Source organism: Labilibaculum euxinicum, from assembly GCF_009795715.1.
Classification (GTDB): domain Bacteria; phylum Bacteroidota; class Bacteroidia; order Bacteroidales; family Marinifilaceae; genus Labilibaculum; species Labilibaculum euxinus.
This window is the reverse complement of sequence record NZ_WTCR01000002.1, coordinates 252,390-277,326: the sequence shown is the minus strand read 5'-3', so window position 1 is coordinate 277,326 and position 24,937 is coordinate 252,390. Positions and strand designations below refer to the sequence as shown.

Sequence of the window (24,937 nt, the reverse complement as noted above, 5' to 3'; positions counted from 1 at the left end):
TTTATTATTCAATCTTTAAATTCTTCTTTTTCCTTTGTGCTACTTAGTGCTATCCTTTGTTTTACTTTGGGTTAATCCTTTTCCACAGGACAATATTTCAAACAGCGTGCACAACTCACACAGTCACCTTTGTCAGGCGTATAATCTTCTCTATATCGGTAAGTTGACAATCCGGATAAGGCCAAACCAATAACCAAACCGATAAAAGCACCGAGAATCCAACCGCCGTAATAAAACTGTTTTACAATATTCGAAGCTTCCAAATACAATTGCTCAACTGGTTTTCCTGAAGTTCTGAATCCTTCAATTTCCAGACTTTCTTTCATGGTTTTAGAATCGAAATGAAGCATTTCGTCTGCCAAACGAACTTTCGAGTTCACTTTTGCCAGATTTTCATGAAAATTTGCACCTGTCCATCCGCCAACAATCATTAATGCAGGAATAATTAAACTTAATAGAATAAATCTTCGCGTAGCAGATCTCTTGTCTTCCATTTGTTTCACCTCAACAGGTTTGTTGATGGCATCCAAAGGACATGAACTCTCACAAAGTCTGCACTGAATGCAATTGGAAGGTGTTATGGTCAAATGATTTTTGGAAACTCTGCTTACTAAATTCAAAATAACACCATATGGACAGAAAAACCGACAATAAGGTCTTGCTATAAAAATGCTGATTAGTAGAAAAGCTGCTCCGATGGCAAACATGAAAAATGTTGCATTGAATCTGAAGATTCCTACAAAAGGATCGTACCTGCAAATGATAAAATCGGTTGCTGTAGCTGCATATAAAACAGATAATCCCAAATAGATGAATGGAATCAAACCCAATACTTTCTGCAACCACTTTTTTAAAGTCACAGGACGCATCAAAAAGACATCTTGCACTGCTCCGAGCGGACAAACACCGGCACAAAATGTTCTGCCGAAAAACAATGTATAAATTAAAGGAATCACAAAAAATGCCAAAGCAGATAAAGGAATGTGATAACCAGGATTGAATAAGGCCAGAACAACATTCTGAACGGAACCCACAGAACAGACACATCCTTCCCTGAAAAAACCAAAATATAAAATGGAAAAAATGGATATTGCAACGACTCCGGTTCTTGATCTTTTCTTTAAGATAAACCAGGTAATCAGGCTAAGAGCTGCAATTAACACCAATACATCCAATAAAGCGAACATTCCATCACGTGGTACCGGCATTGATGTAACCGGCTGTGTGTAACCTGATTCAAATTCGGGTTTGGGGAAACGCTGCTGTTGTGAAAAGGCTGCAAATTCCATTCCTACAAAAAATATCAGTAAAGAGATAAAGGCTAAGCTTTTCTTCATTGTGATCGATTATATTTTTTTATTTGTTTTAAAACCGGCAAACTTATAGGCTTGCTCAATTGGCACTCTTGAAAATGCATCAGAAGGACAATCTCTGGCAATGGCGCACTGATTGCAATTCACACAAAGATCGTGACTAACCTGAAGCTGCAATGAACCGTTTCCAAATGCACCACAGCCCTTCACACATTTTCCACAACCAATACACAGCTCATCAATAATTTCATATTTGAAAAACGGATCTTCCACATAAGATCGTTTGATTGCTCCGGTAGGACAAAGCTGATTTTCGGCGCCGGTTGATAAATTCTTTACATTTGGACGAAAATATCCTCCACACAAATCACAATAGCCACACATATCGTAAACATGAATGCATTTCACTGCCGAAGGTGTCACCACACAACTAGTAGCACAACGTCCGCATTGCGTGCATTTTGCAGGATCTAACTGCCAAAGAAAATCTCCTTTTTGGCTTTTTGCCGCCAAAACTCCTGCAACACCCACAATACTAGCTCCCGCTGCAAAACGAAAACAGGTATTGAGAAAGTCTCTTCGATTCTTCTTATTTTCCATCATTGTTCAATCAAATTATTTTGAAAGCTTCGTTCTAAACTTTACCCCCTCCGGAAGTCGGCAAGCACTTAGTTTATTGCAGCCTTTGCATAGAAAATCAAAATCGCATGAAGCTTCTTCACCTCCGTAATTTCGAAGAATCAGAGTTCCGCTCATCACAGCCAAACCTCCTAAAAGCAAACCTCTAAATCCATTTCTTAAAAATTCTCTTCTGTTGATCATCGTTTATTTTGCTTCAAATATTCGTATCATTTTCTGTACAGGATCCAAAACCAGAATCCTATCCTTAGAATCAACTGCAAGGTCAATACCGACTGTTCCTTCTTCAAATAATTCAGGAGCCGCAACAACCGATTTAAAATCACCGGAAGGCAAATGAATTTTAACTCTTTCCAGCCCTTTCTCTGCCGTTACAAATGAACCGTCAGAAAGCATTGCAGCATTAGAAGGATTGCAACAACCGCTAAAACCTTCCAAACTCATAGAAGTTCGTTCCCATGAGGAAATTTGCTCTCCGCTGGAATTGTAGGCTTCGAAAGCATGTCTGCCCGGATTTACAACCCAAAGTTCGCCTTGTCTGCCCATCAATAAATCAAAATACGGACTTGGAATCACAAAGCCTTTGATTCCTGCCTCTGGATTTTTTCCACCAATTTCGTTTATTTTCTCTCCTTCAATATTGTAATGATGTACAATTTTTTGTCCTGCATCAGCTACGTAAACATTGTCTCCATCAATAGCAATTGAAGTAATAAATGCCTTTCCACCCCCAACTACAAAGCTGTTTCGCAAACTTCCATCCGGTTTTCTGATATCGACACGATTGCCCAGACCAACCAAAATATTTCCATTTTCCGCTACCGTTAGGCATCGGGCATTACCTTTCACTTTTAATGAATTGATTTGTTTTCCATCTGAATCTAAAACCAATATATTTTCATCGGTACTCACATAAATCTGATCTTTGCCATCAACTGCAATCCCATGAAGCCCGTTGGCCTGAATCTTAATTTGTTTTACTTCTTTATGACTAATTTTTGATGAATCAACCTTTCGTAATTCTTTTAAATCATATTCATAAACATTTTCCTGTGGCTTATTTTCACTTATAAAAAGATCTTTTGCCATTAAAGCAACAACAACAAGTAGTAAAACTACCAAAAGCCATAATATCAATTTATTTTTCATTGTCGATCTATTTAATTTGCTCTAACATCAATACACAAAAGATGCTTGGAATCCCGCATCAACAATCTTCCATCCGTTACAACCAAAGGTCCCCAGGCATCGTGTCCATCCAAAACTTTTGTTTTATCCAATAGTTCAAACTTTTCAGTGCTTGCTTTGGTTATAGTCAAAGTACCATCATCTTTCAGAATAAAGAACTTACCATCAGCAATAATATAAGGCCCCAAGCCAAAACGATCATTCGTTCCACTTGTCCATAAAATTTTAGTGCAATCATTTGGATCACAACAAACAAACCGATTTCTCATTCCTCCGGCATCCTTAGGTAAGATCGCGAACATACGATCTTTGTAAACAATAGGTGTTTGCTGCTCAGATGCAACACCGTCTTTCGGCTTGAATTTTTGAAGCGTAGCCACTTCATATGAATTTCCACTCTTTTTAACCTGAAATAGAATGGATCCTGCACCATAACCAGCAGTCATGAATATTTTGCCGTTTTTCAGTACAACAGGCGATGGAGCAACTACGGACGGAGAAAAATCTTTTGTTTTCCACAGAATTTGTCCAATATTATCCCCTTCACCAGATACACCAACAATTCCTCCAACAGCCGCATAAACCCACATTTTTTTTCCATCTAAAGTCATCGGCATAACCGATGAATGAGACATTTGCCAGTTATCTGGATTTGGAGTTTCCCAAAGCACCTTTCCTGTGGCACAATCAACTGCAATTAGCAATGATTTTCCACCAGGAGCGAGAATAACAACATTGTTATCAAGAATAGGACACTGTCCTGTATACCAAAATGGTATCTCTGCCATATATTCTTTTACCAGATCGAGTCCCCAAAGAAATTCGCCCGAATTAGGATCGGTGCACATAACATGACAACGCGGCCCCATTGTAACAATATATTTATCGTTAATTGCCGGAACCGTTCTCGACATTCCGTGATTTCGTTTGATATGAACCCTGTACCATCTGCGCCAAAGCTCCGCTCCCGTTTCCAGAGAAAAACAACGCAAGGCATCCGCTTTTTTCACTTCGTCGTAATCGAGAACATAAACCTTTCCATTATACACAACGGGCGCAGCATGTCCTTCCCCCAACTCAACCTGCCAGTCTATTTTGGGCCCGGTTCCCCAATTACTAATTAGCTTCGTATTATCAGTTGAAATATTATCAGAATTTGCTCCTCGAAATTGAGTCCATTTCCCAGTTAAATCTGAAGAATATTCAGAATAAAGATCAAATCCTTCTCCTATCAAAATTCTTTCAGAAGATTCACTTTGTTCCGGACGATTATCCATTCCCGGGATACTTGCATGAATATCCTTTACAGGATTGTAAGCCAACCAATACACAAACAATATGCCTGCTATAACAACAGACAAGAGAATTAATCCTTTTTCGCTCCTTTTCGACAGCATATTCAATTATAATATCAATTTGTTTTTTTTGCAGATTCCATCAACATCTGTCAAAGTAAATTACGCCTTTAGGTATCAGGTATTCGCTATTGAATACACATACATTCCATTGGCATATCTAATATACATCTTCCCATCTTTAATAACAGGATGAGCAATATGATCCCTCTTCATCCCCGGAACATGGAAACGACTCACTACCTCAAAACCATTCGCCATAGGTTGAATTAAAGCCAATTCACCAGAATAAGCGTAACAATAAATCATACCATCGGCAGCAATCACGGTACCAGGAGCCAGATCTTTCACCGTTTTCTTCACCTCACCGGTTTTCATATCAACACAAGAAAAACTCTTCGTCGTATAATCTGTTCCAAATAAATTCTCATCAATCAAAACAGCACCGCCATGCTCTAAATCGAATAAGCCACTTGTCCAAACCTCTTCTACCGCTTGTCCGTCATCTTTTATCTTTAGCATTACGCTTCCAAATCCCCAACCATTCATAGTAAATACATAGCCATCCTTATAAATCGGCGTATTACCATGAATACCATGAGGATACTTTAATTCATAACTCCACATTAATTTGCCATTATCCGGATCGATGGATATCAATGACTTCGCAGTATTGGTAATCAAGTATTTTTTTTCTTTATACGTGATTATCAAAGGAGAACAATAAGCACTTTTCTCACCCACTCCTGCACTCTTCCAGATAAGATCACCGGTATCTTTGTGCAATGCAATTACATTTGCGTCAACACCACCTGGCGTACAAATTAACTTGTCGCCATCAATTAACAAATTCTCAGTAATTCCATAAAAAACGTTTTGCCCGTCGAAATCACGAAATAAGTTCTTGCACCAAATAAAATCACCCTTTTCTGCATCAAAGCAGATGAGTTTTCCTAATCCGGTCAGTAAATATCCTTTTCCATCATAAATCTGAGGTGTTGAACGTCCACCGGGGAAATTCTCTGACCATTCTTTACCATATTCCTTTTTCCAGATTAAATTACCACTTAAATCGAAAGAGAAAATATAGCTCATACTATCGATGGTTCCTGTAGTATATACTTTTTCATCTGTAACAGCCGCGGAAGAATAACCTAATCCTAAATCCTCAAACTTCCACAAAATATCAGGTCCATTTTCCGGCCAAACTTTAAGCAGATTGGTTTCTGAATAAATTCCATTTCTATGCGGACCGCGCCATTCGCTTTGCTGAGCTGCATTCTTACACTGAACTAGCAATAAAGAACTAAACGCGACAAAAAAAATATTTATTAGTTTCATGGGATTTGGGTTAGGTTTCACAACATCTTAGTTTGCTTTAATCGAATAGGCCATTATCGCTGTGGCGTGACGAACATATAATACGCCATTATTAATTACCATATGAGCCCAATAAGGACCTTTTCCATATGGTACTTTAAACGAACTTATTACTTTAAATTCTTTCGGGTCTGCCTTTACCAAGGCTACATTACCATCTTTCTCATCATAGCAATAAAGCATTCCTTCTGCCGAAATGATTGAACCTTTATTTTCCCACTCAGTCTCATACATTTTCTTACCTGTTTCCCATTCCATGCAAACCCAATATCCGTTTCTATTATTGATCCAATTTGCACCGTATATATAACCATCCAGCAGAACAGCTCCTCCATGATGAACATCCAATAATGAATCTACATACGAAAGTTCAACCTCAGAGGCTTCTTCATTTAAATCCAGCATTACTGAATGATGATCGTAACCATTGGTTATAAATATTTTTCCGTTTTTGTACAATGGAGTATTGGTATTGATATTGGCTTTCCATTCTCCGGCGGCATAACTGCCGTAATCGAATTGCCAATCAATATTTCCATTTTCGGGATTAACGCCTATTGCATTGTTTTCGGTTACAGTTACGATTTGTTTCTTGCCATTTCTATCAATTAAAAGAGGAGAAACATAGGCGGATTTATCATCTAAACTTTTCGATTCCCAAACGGTTTCTCCGGTCATTTTATTCAACGCAATCATCATTGTTTTCTTTCCGCAGGGAGTATAAAAAACCAAATCCTTGTATAGGAGCAATGATTCAGAAATTCCCCATTCCCCGCACTCTCCTTCAAATATTTCATTGGCCTTTTTCTGCCAAATCAGCTCTCCGGAAAGAGCATTTACACAGGCTAAATCCCCTCTTCCGCTCGACAGATAAATTCTTTCATCCTCAATAGTTGGAGTACAACGGGAATCAACAAATGATGCATCCCATCCACGGCCATAAGGAATTTGCCATTTTAATTTTCCTTCCATATTAATGGCCACCAAGTAATCCATAGAGTCCTTTAATCCGGTAAGGTAAACAGTATTGTGAGCGATTGCAGCTGAAGAATAACCTGTAGGAATACTATCCAGATGCCAAAGCATTTTAGGACCTTCCTCCGGCCATTCCTTTAGCAATCCAGTTTCTGCATAAACACCAGATCTATTTGGGCCGCGCCATTCGCTTTTTTGTATTTCTGTTTTGCACTGAGTCAGAACACTTAATAATGCAATACTGACAAGTAGTAGTCGATTCATAAGTTTGATAGGTTTTGTATTGTTCTTAGTTTGCTTTAATTGAATAGACCATCAAGGAACTTCCATGACGAACATATAGTCTTTTATTATTAATCACTAAATGAGCCCAATGTTGTTTTTCACCAAAAGGAACCCGAAACGAACTCACTTTTTCAAAATTTCCATTGCTAACATCAACAAGAGCAACTTCTCCGCTATCGCCGTAACAATACAATTTGCCATCAGCATAAACTACGTTCCCGTTACTTAACATTTTAGCTGAATGCAATACTTCACCAGTTTTCCAATCCAAACAAAACCATTCACGATTAGTATGACCAGAACCATATATCTTACCATCAATCAGAACAGCTCCTCCCATCTGATTATCCATCAACGCATTTCGCCAAACCTCTTTTACACTCCCTCCATCTTCACCGAGTTCAAGCATTACTCCTCCTTTACCATATCCACTATAACAAAACAGATAGCCATCTTTATACAAAGGAGTATTTGGATGAATTGAATATTTATTAGGATGATCGAACGACCAAAGTAAAGTACCGGTTTCAGCATCAACTCCAATTATTGAATTGCTTGTATGAGTCACCAATAAATTTCGGTTTGCCAGCTTTATTAGCGCAGGAGAACAATAAGCTGATTTCTCACCATTTCCTTTCGCTTTCCAAATCAGCTGGCCCGATTTTCGATCTAAAGCAACCATACTAACTTCTGAACCTCCCGGAGTACAATATAATTTATCTCCATCTGCAACAAGATTCTCTGTTATTCCCCAACGGGTATTTTCAGAACCAAAATCCGTTAGTATATTTTTCGACCATAGAATGTTTCCATCAGCAACACTCATGGCTGTAATTTTTCCCAAACCACTCATCACATAAACGATACCATCATAAACCATTGGACTTGTGCGCACACCGTTATAAGAATCCATCCATTCTTTACCATAAACCTGCTTCCAAAGCTCTTTGCCAGAATGATCCAATGCAATTACAAAACCATTTTCAAGTTCAGTACCCCCTATATAAACAGCATCTTTAGTTACTGCTGCTGAAGAGTGTCCTTCACCTAAACCTTCAATATGCCATATTAATTCGGGTCCATCAACCGGCCATTCCTGCATCAATCCGGCTTCCTGATAGATTCCATCACGGTTCGCGCCTCTCCATTGAGCATTTTCCTGAGCAAAAGAAGTACTGACAACAATTAACAATACGAGTAGTACAAAATAGTTTTTCATTATAAACGTTTATTCAATATTAAATTACATTCTAACTTTCTAAAGATACAGGCTATTCTATTGTTTTAGAAATTAACATAGCACTTCAACTTAAATCTATTTCAGGTCTAAATAAAAACAAGACATAATATGCAACACTTTTCATGCCAGAAGAACCAAATCGCTTAACATCAAAAAAGTGTTAAATCCATAGTTATTTAGATTTATAAAAAAACGTACGCTTACGAACAATCACTGTTCAAATGCGAACTTTAAAGACTCACAGGTCTCTTTTAATTTACAGTACGTTTACTGTAAAATAAACTAAATCAAATAAATAAATTCGGATGGAATAACGCAATTAAATTATTCAAACAACCAAAAACAAGGGACGTTTAACAACTTTTTAACGCCTCTTTAAAATCAAAATAAATAGACAACTGTATAATTCCTTATTTTTCTATTTGATTTCTATTATCTTTAAAACATACACTAATACAAAAGCTACATGAAAAGATCAATATTACTGATGATTTTAGGACTTGCAATTTTTTCATTTGCATGTCAATCTAAAAAAACTGAAAATCAAGAAGCTACTCTCCCTCTTGGAGTTAGTAAAGTTTTGGTAAAAGAAACATTTAATGCTGGTGGTTATACCTATATAAACGGGAATAATGATTTATGGCTGGCCGTTGGTCAACGACCAATAGAAGTTGGCAAAGCATATTATTATAAAGGCGCATTGGAAATGAAAAATTTTCACAGCAAAGAATTAAACCGCGACTTTCCTGTTATTTATTTCTTAAACACCATTTCTGACACACCTATTGAAAACAATATGCCGATGCAAGCCTCTTCGATGAAGAAACAAAAGGCTAAAAGAATTGAAGTTTCAATAGAAAAGACGAAAGGAATAACAAGTATTTCTGAGCTCTTCTCAAAAAAGGATGAATTTTCGGGTAAGCAGATATCTGTGAAAGGAAAGGTTACCAAATTCAATCAAAACATTATGGGTAAGAACTGGATACACATTCAGGACGGTTCCGATTTTGAGGGCAATTTTGATCTTACCATTACCTGTAAGGATGTTGTTTCTATAGGGCAAATTATTGAAATGTCAGGAACAATTGCATTGGACAAAGATTTTGGAGCTGGCTATACTTATGATGTAATTATGGAAGAAGCTAAAATTCAGAACACAGAAAGAAAATAAATAACAATACGAATGAAATAAATATGTTTATATATTGTTTTACATTTATTTTCTACATAAATTTATGTTGAACACTTTTTTTTAACTACATACAACTATTTACCACAACAAAAAAGCGACTTTGGTCGCTTTTTTAATGACACAATTATTTGACTTAATTGTTGCTTTCAAGACTCATTCAGATCCCAATATTCATACATTGCAATTTTTGAACGATTTACATTCTTATCAACAACTTGTACAATATTATTTCTTAATATCTGTTATTAGTTTTCCATAATTTGTTACTTTTAAAAGCATATCAAAAACACCACAAATGAAAAAATGGTTTTTCATTCCGTCCCTGATTTTTATTACAATTCTACTCTCGATTGTAATTTTAAATCGATGTAATCCTGAAGATTACATTTTGTATCAATCTTCAGACTTTACAGTATTCCCTAATCGGATAGAGCAAGGAGAATATACTGCTATAGCACACAACAATTCGCACATCAGCTCTAATTACCCGGGATTGAATAGTAAAGAATGGCAACTTAATACCAACTTAAGCAAATACCCCAAATACGAATCGAATCATGTTTTACTCAATGCAATTTATCAGCTTTCGCTTGAGGAGATAGAAAAGAATATTGCTCCCGACACAACTTTTAATACAGGTGAAAAATGGAATGGTGTTTGGACCCGCGACATCAGCTACAGCGTGATTTTAGCCCTTGCCATTACGAATCCTGAAATTTCTAAAAAAAGTTTGCTAAAAAAAGTTAAGCATGGAAAAATTGTACAGGACACAGGCACAGGAGGTTCCTGGCCGGTAAGTTCTGATCGAATGATCTGGTCAACGGCAGCCTGGGAATTGTACAAGTCTACCGGAGACATGGATTGGTTGAGGAAGGTTTATTTCATCATTAAGAATTCTACTGAAGATGATCTTAATGTGGTTTGGGATTATCAGAAATATCTATTTAAAGGAGAATCCTCTTTTTTAGACTGGCGGGAACAATCTTATCCAAAATGGATGGAACCAATTGATATTTACAACTCCTATAATTTGGGAACTCAGGCCGTACACTTCCAAAGTCTGCAGGTATTGATAAAAATGGGAAAAATACTTGGAAAAGATGTGCAAAAATATCAGGATATTTCGGAGGCCTTAAAAAACAGCCTGAATGAAAAACTATGGCTGCCCGAAAAAAAATATTTTGGACAATATCTTTACGGAAGAAAGAATCAATTGCTTTCGGATAAATCGGAAACTTTGGGTGAGGCACTAATGGTTCTATGGGATATCACCAATGAAGAAAGACAAAAAGAGATTATATCAAATACTCCGGTTACCAAGTTTGGAACCCCATGTTTCTATCCTCAGATTCCAAACATACCAGCCTATCACAATCAGGCAATTTGGCCTTTTGTGCAGGCTTATTGGAATTGGGCTTCAAGCAGGACAAATAATGTTGAAAGCGTTCAATGGGGAATTGCCAACATGCTGCGGTCAAGTGCGCTCTTTCTCACCAATAAAGAAAATCTTTTAATTAAAAATGGTGATTTTAACGGAACAGAAATCAATTCTGACCGCCAGCTTTGGAGTGTCGCCGGTTCCTTATCTACCTTTTACCGAATTCTAATGGGAATGAATTACACAGCCGATTATTTAGAATTCAAACCATTTATTCCCAGAGAATACAAGGGTAAACAAAGCATCAAAGGGCTTCGCTATCAGAATGCAATTTTAGACATCGAAATTTACGGCTTTGGCAATAAAATTAACTACTACTCCTTAGATGGAAAATATTACCAACGCCCCATCGTGCCAAAAGAAATGGAAGGGAAACACAAAATTGAGATCAGAATGAACAATCAGCTGCCTACCAAATCAGAACTAAATATGGTCGATAATATGGTGTCGCCCGAAACTACTTCTCTCCGCTTTGCTAAAAATCAATTGTTATGGGATAAAAAAGAAAATGCTGATCATTACCGTGTATACCGTAACGGAGAACTTCTTCTGCAAACCGAAGACAATTATATGTCAGAAGTACACATTAGCAAACCTAGCGAATTTCAAATTCAGATAGACGATGGTTTGGGAAATTTATCGTTCTATAGTAAGCCTCTGTATGTATACGATTCCAACTATGAAAGACATATTGAAGCTGAACAATTTGACTCCAATGCCAAAACCTCCTATGTTGAATTGAGCAAGAAAAAAAATCGGGAATTCTATTTTAACATTCGAATTCCTAATGAAGGAAAGTACTATATCGATTTTTTATACGCAAACGGAAATGGCCCTGTAAATACCAACAACAAATGTGCAAATCGGAGTTTATGGGTGAATAACAGCTATACAGGAAGTCTCGTATTTCCACAACGTGGCGAAGCTGATTGGAATAATTACGGCTACTCCAACTCCTTTCTCATTGATCTGACAAACAGAAATAATTTCTTTAAAATTAGTTTTGAAGAATTCAATAAAAATATGAATCAGGAGGTTAACACGGTTCGAATAGATAAGATTCGAATAATTAGAATAAGATAAATATTTAAGGTTTATTACTACTTAAGTCTTTACAATTTAGTGCTCTCAATCAATAATGACTTTTCATAATGAACAATAAAAATATATGACTACATAAAGGAGAATTCGACAAACAGTTAGTTGGAAAAAACTAAATGATGAAAATGTTGCTGAAATACTTAATCTGGAAAAATGCCTTTTGAACTATTACTTTTTAAGAGATTTCAGTATGTATTCAAATTCCGCTTTTAAATCTTCATAATTTTCACTTGAACAATCAAGAATTAACTCCATTCCAACTTCATCTTGAAGAGAGTGTAGAACAATTGTTGTTCGTTCATTATCTTCTGAATCAGTATGGTTTCCTAAATAAGCTATACTTTGAGGAAGAAAAAACAGTTGTTTCTCTTTAGGGATAACTCTCTTTACATCAACAGAAAGACGTCTTCTTCTGTGCGAAGAGTAATCAATCAAACCAATATCTGATGGTACAGCCTCTAAGGAAATCAGACAGGATGCTAAATCTTCCGTATTCTCATCTTCATTCATTCCTAATCTGTAAAAAAGAAAACTTAATCTGTCGTCAACCTTGTACTTCTCCGATAAATACCACACTCCTTCCGGGAAACTAATATTTACCTTAGCTCCATCAATAAAATAAGTGTTTTGATATAACTCCTCGGCAACAGGCTTGCCATCTTCCGAAAGGTATGTCCAAACTCCAAACTTAATTCCCTTTTTAAACTTTCCCATATGGGATATCCCTCCATTCGGATAATAATAAATAGCCGGTCCGTTTAAAGTATCATTCAAAAATTTCACACTTAAACTAGGCTCTCCATTCTCGTAAAACTCTGAGTAAGTGCCATTCGCGATATTATTGACAGCAAAAAATTCCTTTTCTTTTTTCCCATTTTCCCGCCAAAAAGTCACCATCCCTTTTTGGTGACCATCCACAAATTCGAACTCCTTTTTTTTACTTCCGGAAGGATAATAATCGCAGCTTGGTCCATTTTCAATTGCATATTCATTAAAACCCACTTCGTAGAGTCTGGTCCAATCAATAGCAGACTGCAAACCTTTATAATAATATTCCGACAAAAGCACGTTATCAATTGTAAAGTCTTTTACCAAAAATTGATTCTCTTTAATTTTATTTATTATTGAAAAAAACTGAGCGTTCTCTTTCTCAGCTACCAGCCAATCCTGATTAAAATATACAGTATCCTGAGCTATACTTTTAAGCGGAAGCAATAGGATAAAAACAAAAAAGCAACGGGTTAATTTCATAAGAATTCAATTTTGAAATAATTATGTACAAAATAGATAACTTTTTGATATTATGCGAAGTATTTACCTACAATTTCTGCTTCGTTCGTGAAACTTTAAATGCGACAAACCATTTAACATTCCTTCGTCGCTGTAATAATTCCAATAGGTATCAAAACCATGTTCAACACCATGCAATATATCAAAAGAGTGATCTATCTCATTTTCTTTCAAGAACTGATGCATTTCAAAACTAGCTCTGCGATTCTTAGTCCGGACAAAACTATCTTCAGTACCAATTTCAAGTCTAAGCGGTGTTGATTCACCTTTTAAAATCTCTAAATTGTTTTGTCCAAGCAAGAAGTTGTTCTCCAAGGTATAATCACTTACATAACCCATCCCGACAATTGACGAAAACAAACCCGGATATTTCAAATAGTAATGAATCGCTCCGGCAGCTCCGCGTGAATGCCCTTCAATTGAAATCTGTTTCCCATGACCTCCTGCATTAAAAGAATTCTGACAAAACTGAATGAATTCACCACCCTGCTCTTTTACTAATAGACATTCATTTTGCTCTGAAAACCACTGAACGTTGTCGCGATCATTATCTCCACGAATTCCTGCAATTACAACCGGCTCAAGATCCCCATTGCTAATCCAGTCATTCAATTGTTCTGCCCTAACGTATTTCTTAAATGTACCTTCGTCGCCACCTTGCCCATGCAAAAACAAAACCAATGGATAAGTTTCCTCCACACTCCAATTTGGAGGTAAATAAACAAAATACGGTACACAGGATCTTTCTTCAGTCTCAAATATCGATATATTTATTTCTCCTGCACAATCCTTAAAATCAGTAAGTTCTATTATATTATCAAATACCCGCATTTCTTTCTTATTTATTAATCGGAGCTTTTCCCGAAACAGTTTAAATTTAAAAATATCCTCTTCAATACTGACAAGACAGTAAGATACTTTTATCCAAACTAAACCTGATAACTTCTACAAAACTAAAAATTATCATTCAAATAAAAACTTTATGAGCCTTTATCCTATACCTTACATTGGATTTGTCTGAAAGACTGAATGGTTAAAGAATCTATTAGTAATGATATTAATTCTCTCGATGCAGGTATAAAGATTATTGATTAATATAATTTGTGCCTTAGTCAAATCAATTCTACATTTGTAATCATTACAAAAAGCAAGATTAATAATCATTAAAACACAAAATAAAATGCAAACTTTAATTGGTAAAAAAGCACCATCATTCTCTGCCGGTGCTGTTGTTAACGGAAATCAGATTGTTGAAAATTTTTCATTGGATCAATTTGTTGGTAAGCAGGAAGTAGTATTCTTCTTCTATCCTTTAGATTTCACCTTTGTTTGTCCAACCGAATTGATTGCCTTTCAGGAAAAACTTGCAGAATTCGAAGCTAGGAACGTAGCTGTTGTTGGTTGTTCTGTAGATTCAGAATACTCTCACTTTGCATGGTTGAATACTGATAAAAATAAAGGTGGTATTAAAGGTGTTACTTATCCTTTAGTGGCCGATTTATCGAAAACTATTTCTGAAAACTATGGCGTATTAGCTTCAGAATACGATTACAATGAAGAAGGAAATGCAGTATCTACAGGGGCACCTGTTGCTTACCGCGGATTATTCCTTATCGATAAAAAAGGCACTGTTCGTCACTCGGTAATTAACGATTTGCCATTGGGAAGAAGTGTTGATGAAGCAATTCGTATGGTTGATGCATTGCAGCATTTCGAAGAAAATGGCGAAGTTTGTCCTGCAAACTGGAACAAAGGAAAAGAAGCTATGCAAGCTACTGCCGATGGTGTTGCAGAATACCTAAGCAAAAACTAATAAAAAAAAACAATCCTCTCATCCCTAATTTTACAGGGAATAAAATCAAAAAAACAAAACATGAAAATTAACAGGTACCAAGACATTAACACCATTGATGGTGAAGCTAAGAAAGATTATATCGACAGACATTCTGCATTTATTCACTGCGATGACTCAGCTAAAAAAGGTGAGAAATTTAAAGTGAAAGTGAAAATTGGTGATGCCTATTCTCATCCGGATGATTTCGATCACTATGTTGCTTGGATTCAACTTTGGGATGGAGAAAAAATGTTAACACAAGCTACTTTTACAACAGGAATTTTAGGTGGTGAAGCCAATCAGGCTGAAGTTGATTTTTACATCGTACCATCCCGTAAAATGAAACTAACCGCTGCAGCTTTCTGTACAAAACATGGCTTATGGCACTCAGATGAAAAATTGGTGGAAGTTGCAGAATAACTACTAATTCAAAATAATAAAACAGGGAAATCAATTGTGATTTCCCTGTTTTTTTTATACCACCCTACCTTAATTAAACCATTTAATTCCGGGGTCTCTTGCTCTTATTTTTTTAAACAAATTTAATTTTAGTTCCATCAAACTACGTTAAAATTCGCTTACGATCTAATATTCAGCCCTTCTACGCAAACGTTTGTTGCGTTTTTTCATCAATTACATCATTAAATAGAACCTGCAAACTTTTATTTAATCATAAATTATAACATTCTTCTTTTATAAACATAGAAGAGACATATCATGACTATAAACAACTATTTAAAATCAAACATTTAATTAATTACTAACTACTAAATTTTTATTACTTATGAAAAGGAGAGACCTGTTTTACCTAAGTTTAACTCTCATACTTAGTTTGGGATTAATGTTTTCCTCTTGTTCCAAAGATGAAATGACTGAACTTCAGCCAGAGGTTCAAATCACTAAAACGACAAGTTTAACCACCAAAACCACTAATAATGCCAGTGTTCTAATGCAAGCCTTTTATTGGGATGTTCCTGCAGGCGGTAATTGGTGGAACACACTTGATACTAAGGTTTCCGATTGGAGCAATGCCGGCTTTAATGCCATTTGGTTACCACCTGCTTCCAAAGCACAAAATGGAACTTATTCTATGGGCTACGATCCTTTCGACTATTATGATTTTGGACAATACAATCAAATGGGATCAATCGAAACTCGTTTTGGATCAACAGCAGAGTTACAAAATCTGATCAGTTCTGCTCATAACGAAGGATTGCTTGTGTATGCTGATATTGTTATCAATCACAATAGCGGAGGAGCATCAGAACAAAATCCATACACAGGAACAGATACCTGGACAGACTTTAATCCATTATCGGGTTTGTTCTATCGAAATTACAATGATTTTCATCCTAATGATATTGAAACAAATGATTTAGGTGCTTTTGGCGGATATCCTGACTTATGCCACAGCAAGACTTATGTGCAGGATTGGTTGTGGAACAACTCCAACTCTGTGGCCAAATACTACAAAAATGTAATGGGCTTTGATGGTTGGCGTTTTGATTATGTGAAAGGATTTGAACCATGGGTTGTAAGAGAATGGAATGCTTCTGTAGGAGGATTCTCGGTTGGGGAATTATGGGACAGCAATGTAGATTATCTTAATTGGTGGGCCAATGAAGCTAATTCTTCCGTATTCGATTTTGCCTGTTACTATGCAATGAACGATGCTTTTGATGGAAATGACCTGACCAAATTAAACAATAACATGATGTGGAAGCAGAATGCAACCAGAGCAGTTACATTCGTAACCAATCACGATACTGATGAAATTTGGAATAAAATGCTAGCATATTCATATATTTTAACTCACGAAGGATACCCATGTGTTTTCTATCGTGATTATGAAGAATGGCTGGACAAGGATAAAATGAATAATTTAATATGGATTCACAATAATCTGGCTAGTGGCACCACATCAATATTATATGATGATAATGATGAATATGTAGCACGTAGAAATGGATGGAATGGTCCGGGACTAGTTGTTTATATCAACAATTCAGATAGTTGGCAGGAAAGATGGGTTGAAACCAACTGGTCAAGCACAACAATTAAAGATTACACAGGAAATTCAAGTTGGGAACCTGTAACTCAGAGTGGCAAGTGGGTTAAAATTCAGGCTCCTCCTCACGGATATACCGTTTGGTCTTCAAAATAAACTACTATTTAAGCCATGGCTTTTTAACAGAAGTCATGGCTTCCACTTGATCTCTAAAAACTGCACAGCTATGCTAATTCGACTGTTATCAATTCTTTTTTTTATCCATCTTACAGCATCATGTTCCAATCAAGATAAATTAGCATTACCTGACAAACTGGAAAAACAATATCCTCTTAAATTTGAAACCCCAAGTATAATAAACTCAAACGGAATTTTTGTTAATTCCGGGCTATGTGCTAATGCAAGCGGAGATACTTTATTATTCTACGGACAAATCCGAAATAATAGAAAATCGTCAATTGTAATTTCCCCCTACTTACTTCAAATTCAAACACTGGAAAATCACCGAAGCAATCCTATTTCGGTTAGACCCAAAACTGTACTACTTCCCGATAGCTCACAATCATTCATCTATAGATTTACACCCATAAATAATAAATATTTATACTCACGAACAGAAAAAAGAGGCGATTTAGATAGTTGTTATTTTATTGATTTCAATTTCATTAGAGGTACAAATGGTCATTCAATAACAGATCAGGTTATTCGATTCAATGCAAACAAAAAATTATTTTCGAATTATCTCAATCGTTTTGCCAATGAACATTCAATTACACTATACGAACTAACAAAAGAAAATTCGCACATCGAAGCAATCCAACTCAATTATCTTAAAAAACTACACAAAAATTCATTAACAAACCATGCTGTTGTTAAAGAGAATTTACAATCAAGTCTTCAATTTTCTGAAACAGAAATTGTGATGAATGGAATTGTACTAACAACCAAATTTTACCATAATAACGACAGCCTTTTCTTGAATCTAAAATTAATTAATCACAGCAGCGAATATTTAAATTTTTCACCCGATTCAATACAAATAATCAGCATTGATCCTGAGATCGGAAAAGAAGTAAGGCATCAGGTGGTAAGTGCTGTTACAAAATCCGAAGGACATAAATCTATCCTTAAAAAAGGTGACAGACTGCAAACACAACTTAACTTTGGATACTTTAAACATCCTCCTTTGGAAATAAAAGTAGATTTTTCCACACTAAAAATTCATCCGCAAAAAATAAAAGTGTTTTCATTTAACCCAACATTTAAAATGATCAAAAAGGTATCTTAATACAAATTAAAAAGGGTGCCCAATTTTTTTGAACACCCTCATTTATTTCTATTCACGGTTCCGCTTATTCAGCCACCGGAACTTCTTCTTTCTTTAAATATTTATCCAGGAAAACAACAACCTGTCCATACCCTTTAATTTCATTTTCCTTTTTACGGAAACCATGTCCTTCATCATCAAACACGATGTATTCTACCGGAACGCCATTCTTTTTAACAGCCTCAACAATCTCATCCGATTCTGCTTTCAGAACACGAACATCATTTGCTCCCTGCAGCACCATTAACGGTTTCGTTACTTTATCAGCAAAAAACAAGGGAGATTTATTGTATAAAGCAACCGAATCAATAGTTGTAGGGTCGCCAATTTCAGCATACAAAGCATTACGGAATGATTCCCAGTACGGAGGTATTGATTTTAAGGTACGCAACCAATTGGTCACTCCAAAAATATTAACTCCAACCTCAAATTCTTCAGGAGCAAAAGTCAAAGCAGCCATGGTCATGTAACCACCATACGAACCACCAATAATTCCAATTTTTGATTCATCAACAACACCTGTCGAAGCCAAAAATTTCTTTCCCCAGATACAATCCTTTAAATCCTCATCACCATGTTTCTTATCATCCATTGCGTAAAACTTCTTACCATAACCGCTGCTGCCACGATTATTCACTGCCAAAACAGCATAACCATGATTCACCATAAACTGAATTAAAGAAAAGTAACTCACTCTTGATTGTCCTCCCGGACCACCATGCACCCAAACCACAGCAGGTACTTTGCGATCTGTTGCTGCAATTTTAGGTTGGTAGTAAATGGCCGGAATCTGAACACCGTCAAACGATTCGTAACGAATCACTTTCGCTTCCACTAAATTTGCAGGATCGATCTCCGGATTTAAAGTTTCAGTCAATTTTTTCGCTTCAGTATCTCCCAGTTCAAAAACATAAATGTTATTTGGAGAAACCGACGTACCTACAACCAAACGAACACGGTTTTCGTCTTTTGTTAAACCAACCGATTTTATATCACCACCTTTAATCTCAGGCAACTTAACTTCCTCATTCGTTGCCAAATCAATCATCTTAACATTGGTTTTTCCATCTTCATTAATCCCAATAATCCGATATTTTTCATTGTACGAATCGTAGGCATACCAAACATCCCAATTGGCCTTAAAAACCATTTCCTTTTCTCCCGATTCAATGTCGTATTTATTCAGATAAACAAAATCAGAATCTTCATTACTTAAATAGTACAAATACTTACCATCCAAACTAAAAAACTGTGGATTGTAAGTTGCATCACCGGAATGCTCCGAAATGTGCATTTTCTTGCCCGATTTTCTATCGTACAAATACATTTCGTTGTTGTTTGTAGTAATACTTTGGGTTAAGGCAAGATATCGATTGTCCTTACTTTTGGCAGCAACATCCAATCCGTCGTTATTTTCATACAATAACTTCGCAGTAAAATCACCTTTTTCAATGGATTCCAGACTAAGCTGATACAAATCCATAAACTTTGGATTGCGCTTGTTACTTTGGTAGTAAAACGATTTTTCATCACGGTCCCAGCCCCAGAATCCAGCTCTTGCACCTTCAAAAGGGGTTAAATCGGTTATCGTACCATCCACATCTCTCATATAAATATGATTGTTCTCGTTTCCCCCCTGATCATACGACAAAAGCACCTTATCGCTGTTCGGGAAATAAGCCAACCCAAAAAATGATTCCTTTTCCGAATTGGTTAATTGTTTGGCAGGAGAACCATCAACAGGAATCTCAAACAGATTGTAGATACCTGTTTCGTTACTACTCACCAACAATTTACTGCCATCGCTTGAGAACGATCCGCCACTCACATTGGTGTTTTTATAAAACTGTTCGATACTATAAGAAGGAATCTCAACAACTTTTTTTTCGGGCTGACAAGCTGCCAACACGAGTAAAAGGGCAAATAAAATCAAATAATTACGTTTCATAATTGTGATTTAATAAGGTTAGAAAATCTATTTAAGTACTTAAAAGAGTGGTGTCTATGTAAAAATAAGACAAAGTGACCGGCTTACAAAATATTATTTCACAGCAACTTACCATTCTACAATAAATTTTTGGGCGTTCCCCTATCCTGCGCACAAAGCATCGCGCTGGGCAGGCTTTTCGCTGCAACTCCTCACCTTCCTTTCTCACCGCTGCAGGAAGGTTCCGGGGTTTCCACTGCAATCCTTAACGCAGCAATTCAAATCACATTAGCACCTTACTCAACACAAAAAAAGTAAGTATAGTTCTCCAAATTCCTCTATCTTTGCCGGATCTTTAAAATAAAACATCCATTTATCCAATGAAAGAATCTGTTGTAATTCTGTGTGGTGGTGGTCCGGCTCCGGGCATAAACACCGTGATTAGTAGTGTAGGAAAAGTATTTTTAAAAAACGGTTATCGGGTAATTGGTTTGCACGAAGGCTACAAAGGTCTTTTCTCTAAGGATCGTAAAATGGTCGATCTCGACTTCGAAACTCTTGATGGAATCTTTACAAGAGGTGGTTCACATCTAAAAATGAGTCGCTTCAAACCAAAAAAATCAGATTTCTCAACCGATTTTTTCGTTGAAAACAATGTAAAACTATTGGTTACCATTGGTGGCGACGATACAGCATCTACTGCAAACCGAATTTCAAAATATCTGGAAGAAAATAAGATAAACATCTCTAACATTCACGTACCAAAAACCATCGACAACGATCTTCCTTTGCCGGAAGGGTCTCCAACATTTGGCTTTCACTCAGCAAAAGACGAAGGAGTTAAGATTGCAACCACAGTTTACGAAGATGCCCGGACTTCACAAAATTGGTTCGTATTGGCCGCCATGGGACGAGAAGCCGGTCATCTGGCTTTCGGAATTGGTACTGCCTGTCATTTTCCGATGATTATTATTCCTGAAATGTTCAACAAAACCAGCATTTCAGCTGAAAAAATTGCTCAGTTGGTCATCTCCTCTATCATAAAGAGAAGAATAATGGGCTTAAACTACGGAGCAGCTATAATCAGTGAAGGAGTTTTCCATTTTATGAGTGATGAAGAAATCAAAAGCACAGGTGTAAACTTTACCTACGATGCTCACGGACATCCGGAATTGTTCAACGTAAGCAAAGCGCATGTTTTCAATATGGTGATTCAGCGCAAAATGAAAACCTACAATCTGAACATTGGAACCCGTCCGGTTGAACTGGGGTTTGAGATCCGTTGCTGCCGGCCAATCGGTTTTGATCTTAGCTTGTGTACCTTGTTAGGAAATGGTGTTTACACCTTGTTCAAGCAAGGTCATTCGAAATGCATGGTAACTGTCGATCCTATAGGCGATGCTTCTCCTCTATTCCTAAAAGATGTAGAAGACGAAAACGGAAAGGTGAAACCTCGTTTGGTTGATGTAAACAGTCAGCGTGTACAATCTGTATTGAACTACAACCTGCATTATCTTACTGCCGAAGATGTTGAAGCGGCAAAAGCATATCTTTCTGATGCGGAAAACTATGTTTTCACCAGAATTTTGAATTGGGAGTAGAAAAGAAGTTCCAAGTAGAAAGATCCAAGTGTAAAGGATAAAAATCCTAGAGACTCTAACAATATATAACCCGGGGAATGCTCTAAAGCAACTGCAGCCCCGGGTTCATTGTATCATATTATGAAATAATACAGATCTAAAATGGTTTATTTTGTTTTATACAATTATTAATTCAGAAATCTTAATTAATAATTCTCCAAATTTTCTACTTTTACATCACACACTACTTACCTAACGGACAAATCGTTCAATATTGAAGCAAATTAGCAACTTGAACTTTAATTCACGGAATTTATTATTCCGATATCAATGAAATAACTATGTCTGAAAATAATGTAAACGCATTTTTACTCTTCACTTGTCCCGATAAAAACGGAATTGTAGCCAAAATCACTCAATTTATCTACGAAATAGGTGGAAACATCATCGATTTGGATGAGCATGTAAACCAAAACCAGCAGTTTTTCTCTTTGCGAATCGCCTGGAACATGTCCAACTCAACAATTCCTGCTTCCAAACTTCACGAAACGTTCGAACCATTAGCCAAAGAGTTTGATGCACATTGGAGAATCGAATTTTCGAATCAGAAGCAACGCGTAGCCATTTTCGTTTCGAAATACGACCATTGTCTGCAGGAAATTCTGTGGCGCTACAACATGAGCGAATACCACATCGAAATTCCTTTAATCGTATCGAATCATCCGGATTTGAAACCTATTGCCGATGCTGCCGGAATTCCATACCATGTTTTTCCGATAACAAAAGAAACCAAACCGGAGCAGGAAGCCAAAGAGATTGCCTTACTGAGAGAACACAATATCGACTTGGTTGTTTTGGCTCGTTACATGCAGGTACTATCACCTACTTTTATCAATGCATTTAAAAATAAAATAATTAACATACACCACTCCTTTTTACCCGGCTTTGTAGGTGGAAATCCATACAAACAAGCATACGAGCGCGGTGTAAAAATGATTGGAGCAACAAGTCACTTCGTAACCGAAGATCTAGACGAAGGACCAATTATCGAGCAGGATATTATGCGAATTACGCACAAAGACACGATTAAAGATTTAATCCGAAAAGGAAGAGATTTGGAACGTATTGTATTGGCTCGTGCCCTTGCCTACAAAGCAGAACACCGAATTATTGTAGATGGTACGCGTACGATTGTTTTTTAATATACCATAGCTTGGTGTTCTCACTTCAAGTGAGGATACCAATAAGGTCTTTTTATTGGGAATCCCACTTAAGTGGGAGCCCCAAAACAATTTCTACATAAATTGTAGATGGTACCCGTGCGGATTGTTTTTGATTAGATCATTGAAAGTTCTTATTATTGCATAAGAATTCACCCTTTTGAGGATCTCACTTCAAGTCAGGCTCTCAGTTCGATTAGAAAAGTTGAAAAACATTAGATTGATACATTCACCTATTTTATAGAGTCTCAATAGTATTATTTAAAATCTCAATTAATATTTTAGGCCATTTTCGAACATAGTATTCGTAGTAAAATTTGTTATTCTTTTCAATATGAATACAGTAATACCCCCATTTCCTACCTCCATCTATTATTCGTCCATCTTCAATTATATCAAATATTCCTCCAGCAGGTGTTGCATATGGCTCACCGGTATGGGTAAATGAATTTCTAACTTGATATAAAAAATCAATTTTTTTACTATCTGGAGGTGTATATTTTAATTGAATTCCAGATACGTTGTCAAATTTACGTATCATAATGTTATCTAGTAATAATTTTCTATTTTCATCTGAAAGAATTTCTGCAATAAACCGTTTAAATCCTTTAGTAACTCCATAAATCTTATTATAGCCTAGATATATATCATTAACACTTTCTGAAGTAATCTCATTCTTATTCATTTGAGCAAAAATTTCTGCCCTTTCATTTTTAGTATTGGAAGAAGTTAACCAATTTGAAAAGGGTAAATACTCCTTATTGGATCCTAAAATATCAAAACATGTTAAAATCAAATAGAATCTCAGGCCGTCAAAATGAATATATGGATGGTTAAAATCCCCATTTTCGCTCTTCTTTACTAATTCCGTTCCTCTAAAAGCTTCTTTGACAGAAGTGAGTTTATTAACAAATTCTATACGAGCTCTTACATTTTCAATTTTTCTATGCATTTGAAATAATAAATCTTAATTATTACTTTTTAACCGTTAGATTTTAAGTTCGCTACTGCTAACATATTAAATCTAAAACTCGTCACAATCTCCCCTCTTTTTTTTCAACAACACTCTCATTTAAAACTAAAATGCCAACCTAAAGATCTTTCAAAATAAATGTCTGACTGCACATGATCTTGTCATCATAGATAATCTCAAAAATCCATTCCCCCAGCTGCATTTCCCAGTCCAATTCAAACGTGTAGAAGTCATAGCCTAACTCATCAGTATAGCTGTCTTTTTCCTCTGTTGTTTCCATAAATTGTTCCTTACTAATTGGATTCACCAACTTAGGATGTCTTATCCTGCACACAAAATCAACAAGTTCCGCTTCCTCTGAATCAATTTCGAATTGATAACTTATTCCAAAACTCAAACCTACCGTAGGATGAATAACATCGGTTTTTTCCACAAACTCCATATCGTCAGAATGCAAAAAGTATCCTGTTGTACTACCCGGAACAATGTCTTTCTTCGTCTCTCCTACCGCTTTACAAATTCCGTAATCAACTATTTTTATATTCATTATTGTTGTTTTAAACTGATTGATGGCCTCACTTTGAATGAAAACAGCAAAACTACAGTTTTTTTTGTCACAACTCCTAATCAGAGTGGGCTTCAAGAAAAAGTATTCAGAGTTGTTATTCGTCT

21 protein-coding genes are annotated in these 24,937 nt (G+C 36.3%); 8 read left to right on the top strand and 13 right to left on the bottom strand.

Translation table 11 applies throughout. From position 1 onward, the window contains the following. Positions 1–71: 71 nt before the first annotated feature. From GQR60_RS03130 to GQR60_RS03095, 8 genes are all read right to left on the bottom strand, one after another. On the bottom strand, positions 72–1,337 hold the full coding sequence (locus tag GQR60_RS03130; RefSeq protein WP_124991532.1) for a 4Fe-4S binding protein: 1,266 nt from the start codon (positions 1,335–1,337) through the stop codon (positions 72–74). A gap of 9 nt (positions 1,338–1,346) precedes the next feature. Further along, positions 1,347–1,916 carry a ferredoxin gene (locus tag GQR60_RS03125; RefSeq protein ID WP_124991531.1) on the bottom strand — a complete coding sequence of 190 codons (570 nt, stop codon included), beginning with the start codon at positions 1,914–1,916 and terminating at the stop codon, positions 1,347–1,349. Positions 1,917–1,928: 12 nt separating this feature from the next. Then, positions 1,929–2,135, bottom strand: a complete 207-nt coding sequence (locus tag GQR60_RS03120; protein ID WP_124991530.1) for a hypothetical protein — start codon at positions 2,133–2,135, stop codon at positions 1,929–1,931. Between the two features lie 3 nt (positions 2,136–2,138). Then, positions 2,139–3,101: an NHL repeat-containing protein gene (locus GQR60_RS03115; protein WP_124991529.1), complete on the bottom strand. Its 963-nt coding sequence runs from the start codon at positions 3,099–3,101 to the stop codon at positions 2,139–2,141. An 11-nt stretch (positions 3,102–3,112) separates the two neighbouring features. Continuing rightward, positions 3,113–4,537 carry an outer membrane protein assembly factor BamB family protein gene (locus tag GQR60_RS03110; RefSeq protein ID WP_124991528.1) on the bottom strand — a complete coding sequence of 475 codons (1,425 nt, stop codon included), beginning with the start codon at positions 4,535–4,537 and terminating at the stop codon, positions 3,113–3,115. A gap of 75 nt (positions 4,538–4,612) precedes the next feature. Beyond that, positions 4,613–5,836, bottom strand: coding sequence for an outer membrane protein assembly factor BamB family protein (locus GQR60_RS03105; RefSeq protein WP_124991527.1), 1,224 nt, complete (start codon positions 5,834–5,836; stop codon positions 4,613–4,615). Positions 5,837–5,863: 27 nt separating this feature from the next. Then, positions 5,864–7,114, bottom strand: coding sequence for an outer membrane protein assembly factor BamB family protein (locus tag GQR60_RS03100; RefSeq protein ID WP_124991526.1), 1,251 nt, complete (start codon positions 7,112–7,114; stop codon positions 5,864–5,866). Positions 7,115–7,139: 25 nt separating this feature from the next. Then, positions 7,140–8,354, bottom strand: coding sequence for an outer membrane protein assembly factor BamB family protein (locus GQR60_RS03095; protein ID WP_124991525.1), 1,215 nt, complete (start codon positions 8,352–8,354; stop codon positions 7,140–7,142). 487 nt (positions 8,355–8,841) lie between these two features. On the opposite strand from GQR60_RS03095, the gene GQR60_RS03090 reads away from it, so the two are divergent. Beyond that, positions 8,842–9,546 carry a hypothetical protein gene (locus tag GQR60_RS03090; RefSeq protein WP_124991524.1) on the top strand — a complete coding sequence of 235 codons (705 nt, stop codon included), beginning with the start codon at positions 8,842–8,844 and terminating at the stop codon, positions 9,544–9,546. A 316-nt stretch (positions 9,547–9,862) separates the two neighbouring features. Next, complete coding sequence (locus GQR60_RS03085; protein ID WP_124991523.1) at positions 9,863–12,088, top strand: alpha-L-rhamnosidase-related protein; 2,226 nt, start codon at positions 9,863–9,865, stop codon at positions 12,086–12,088. 186 nt (positions 12,089–12,274) lie between these two features. On the opposite strand, the gene GQR60_RS03080 is transcribed toward GQR60_RS03085, so the two are convergent. After that, on the bottom strand, positions 12,275–13,357 hold the full coding sequence (locus GQR60_RS03080) for a toxin-antitoxin system YwqK family antitoxin (protein WP_124991522.1): 1,083 nt from the start codon (positions 13,355–13,357) through the stop codon (positions 12,275–12,277). A gap of 63 nt (positions 13,358–13,420) precedes the next feature. Next, complete coding sequence (locus tag GQR60_RS03075; protein WP_124991521.1) at positions 13,421–14,227, bottom strand: alpha/beta hydrolase; 807 nt, start codon at positions 14,225–14,227, stop codon at positions 13,421–13,423. A gap of 349 nt (positions 14,228–14,576) precedes the next feature. On the opposite strand from GQR60_RS03075, the gene GQR60_RS03070 reads away from it, so the two are divergent. The 4 genes from GQR60_RS03070 (at position 14,577) to GQR60_RS03055 (ending at position 18,526) form a co-directional block, all read left to right on the top strand. Next, complete coding sequence (locus tag GQR60_RS03070) at positions 14,577–15,209, top strand: peroxiredoxin (RefSeq protein ID WP_124991520.1); 633 nt, start codon at positions 14,577–14,579, stop codon at positions 15,207–15,209. Between the two features lie 60 nt (positions 15,210–15,269). Continuing rightward, positions 15,270–15,650 (top strand): desulfoferrodoxin family protein, encoded by a 381-nt coding sequence (locus GQR60_RS03065; RefSeq protein WP_124991519.1) that lies wholly within the window; start codon positions 15,270–15,272, stop codon positions 15,648–15,650. A 364-nt stretch (positions 15,651–16,014) separates the two neighbouring features. Further along, positions 16,015–17,394, top strand: coding sequence for an alpha-amylase (locus tag GQR60_RS03060; RefSeq protein ID WP_124991518.1), 1,380 nt, complete (start codon positions 16,015–16,017; stop codon positions 17,392–17,394). A gap of 70 nt (positions 17,395–17,464) precedes the next feature. Continuing rightward, positions 17,465–18,526 carry a hypothetical protein gene (locus GQR60_RS03055; RefSeq protein ID WP_124991517.1) on the top strand — a complete coding sequence of 354 codons (1,062 nt, stop codon included), beginning with the start codon at positions 17,465–17,467 and terminating at the stop codon, positions 18,524–18,526. A 64-nt stretch (positions 18,527–18,590) separates the two neighbouring features. On the opposite strand, the gene GQR60_RS03050 is transcribed toward GQR60_RS03055, so the two are convergent. Then, positions 18,591–20,513, bottom strand: coding sequence for an alpha/beta hydrolase family protein (locus tag GQR60_RS03050; protein ID WP_124991516.1), 1,923 nt, complete (start codon positions 20,511–20,513; stop codon positions 18,591–18,593). A 359-nt stretch (positions 20,514–20,872) separates the two neighbouring features. Here GQR60_RS03050 and GQR60_RS03045 point away from each other — a divergent pair, with 359 nt between their 5' ends. Continuing rightward, a complete protein-coding gene (locus tag GQR60_RS03045; RefSeq protein WP_124991515.1) occupies positions 20,873–22,093 on the top strand; it encodes a 6-phosphofructokinase in 1,221 nt (406 codons plus the stop codon). Between the two features lie 320 nt (positions 22,094–22,413). Next, on the top strand, positions 22,414–23,274 hold the full coding sequence (purU, locus tag GQR60_RS03040; protein ID WP_124991514.1) for a formyltetrahydrofolate deformylase: 861 nt from the start codon (positions 22,414–22,416) through the stop codon (positions 23,272–23,274). Positions 23,275–23,530: 256 nt separating this feature from the next. Here purU and GQR60_RS03035 read toward each other — a convergent pair whose 3' ends face one another. Together GQR60_RS03035 and GQR60_RS03030 are read right to left on the bottom strand one after the other, a co-directional pair. Then, a complete protein-coding gene (locus tag GQR60_RS03035; RefSeq protein ID WP_124991513.1) occupies positions 23,531–24,244 on the bottom strand; it encodes a hypothetical protein in 714 nt (237 codons plus the stop codon). A gap of 139 nt (positions 24,245–24,383) precedes the next feature. After that, positions 24,384–24,812, bottom strand: a complete 429-nt coding sequence (locus tag GQR60_RS03030) for a DUF3859 domain-containing protein (protein WP_124991512.1) — start codon at positions 24,810–24,812, stop codon at positions 24,384–24,386. Between the last annotated feature and the right edge of the window lie 125 nt (positions 24,813–24,937).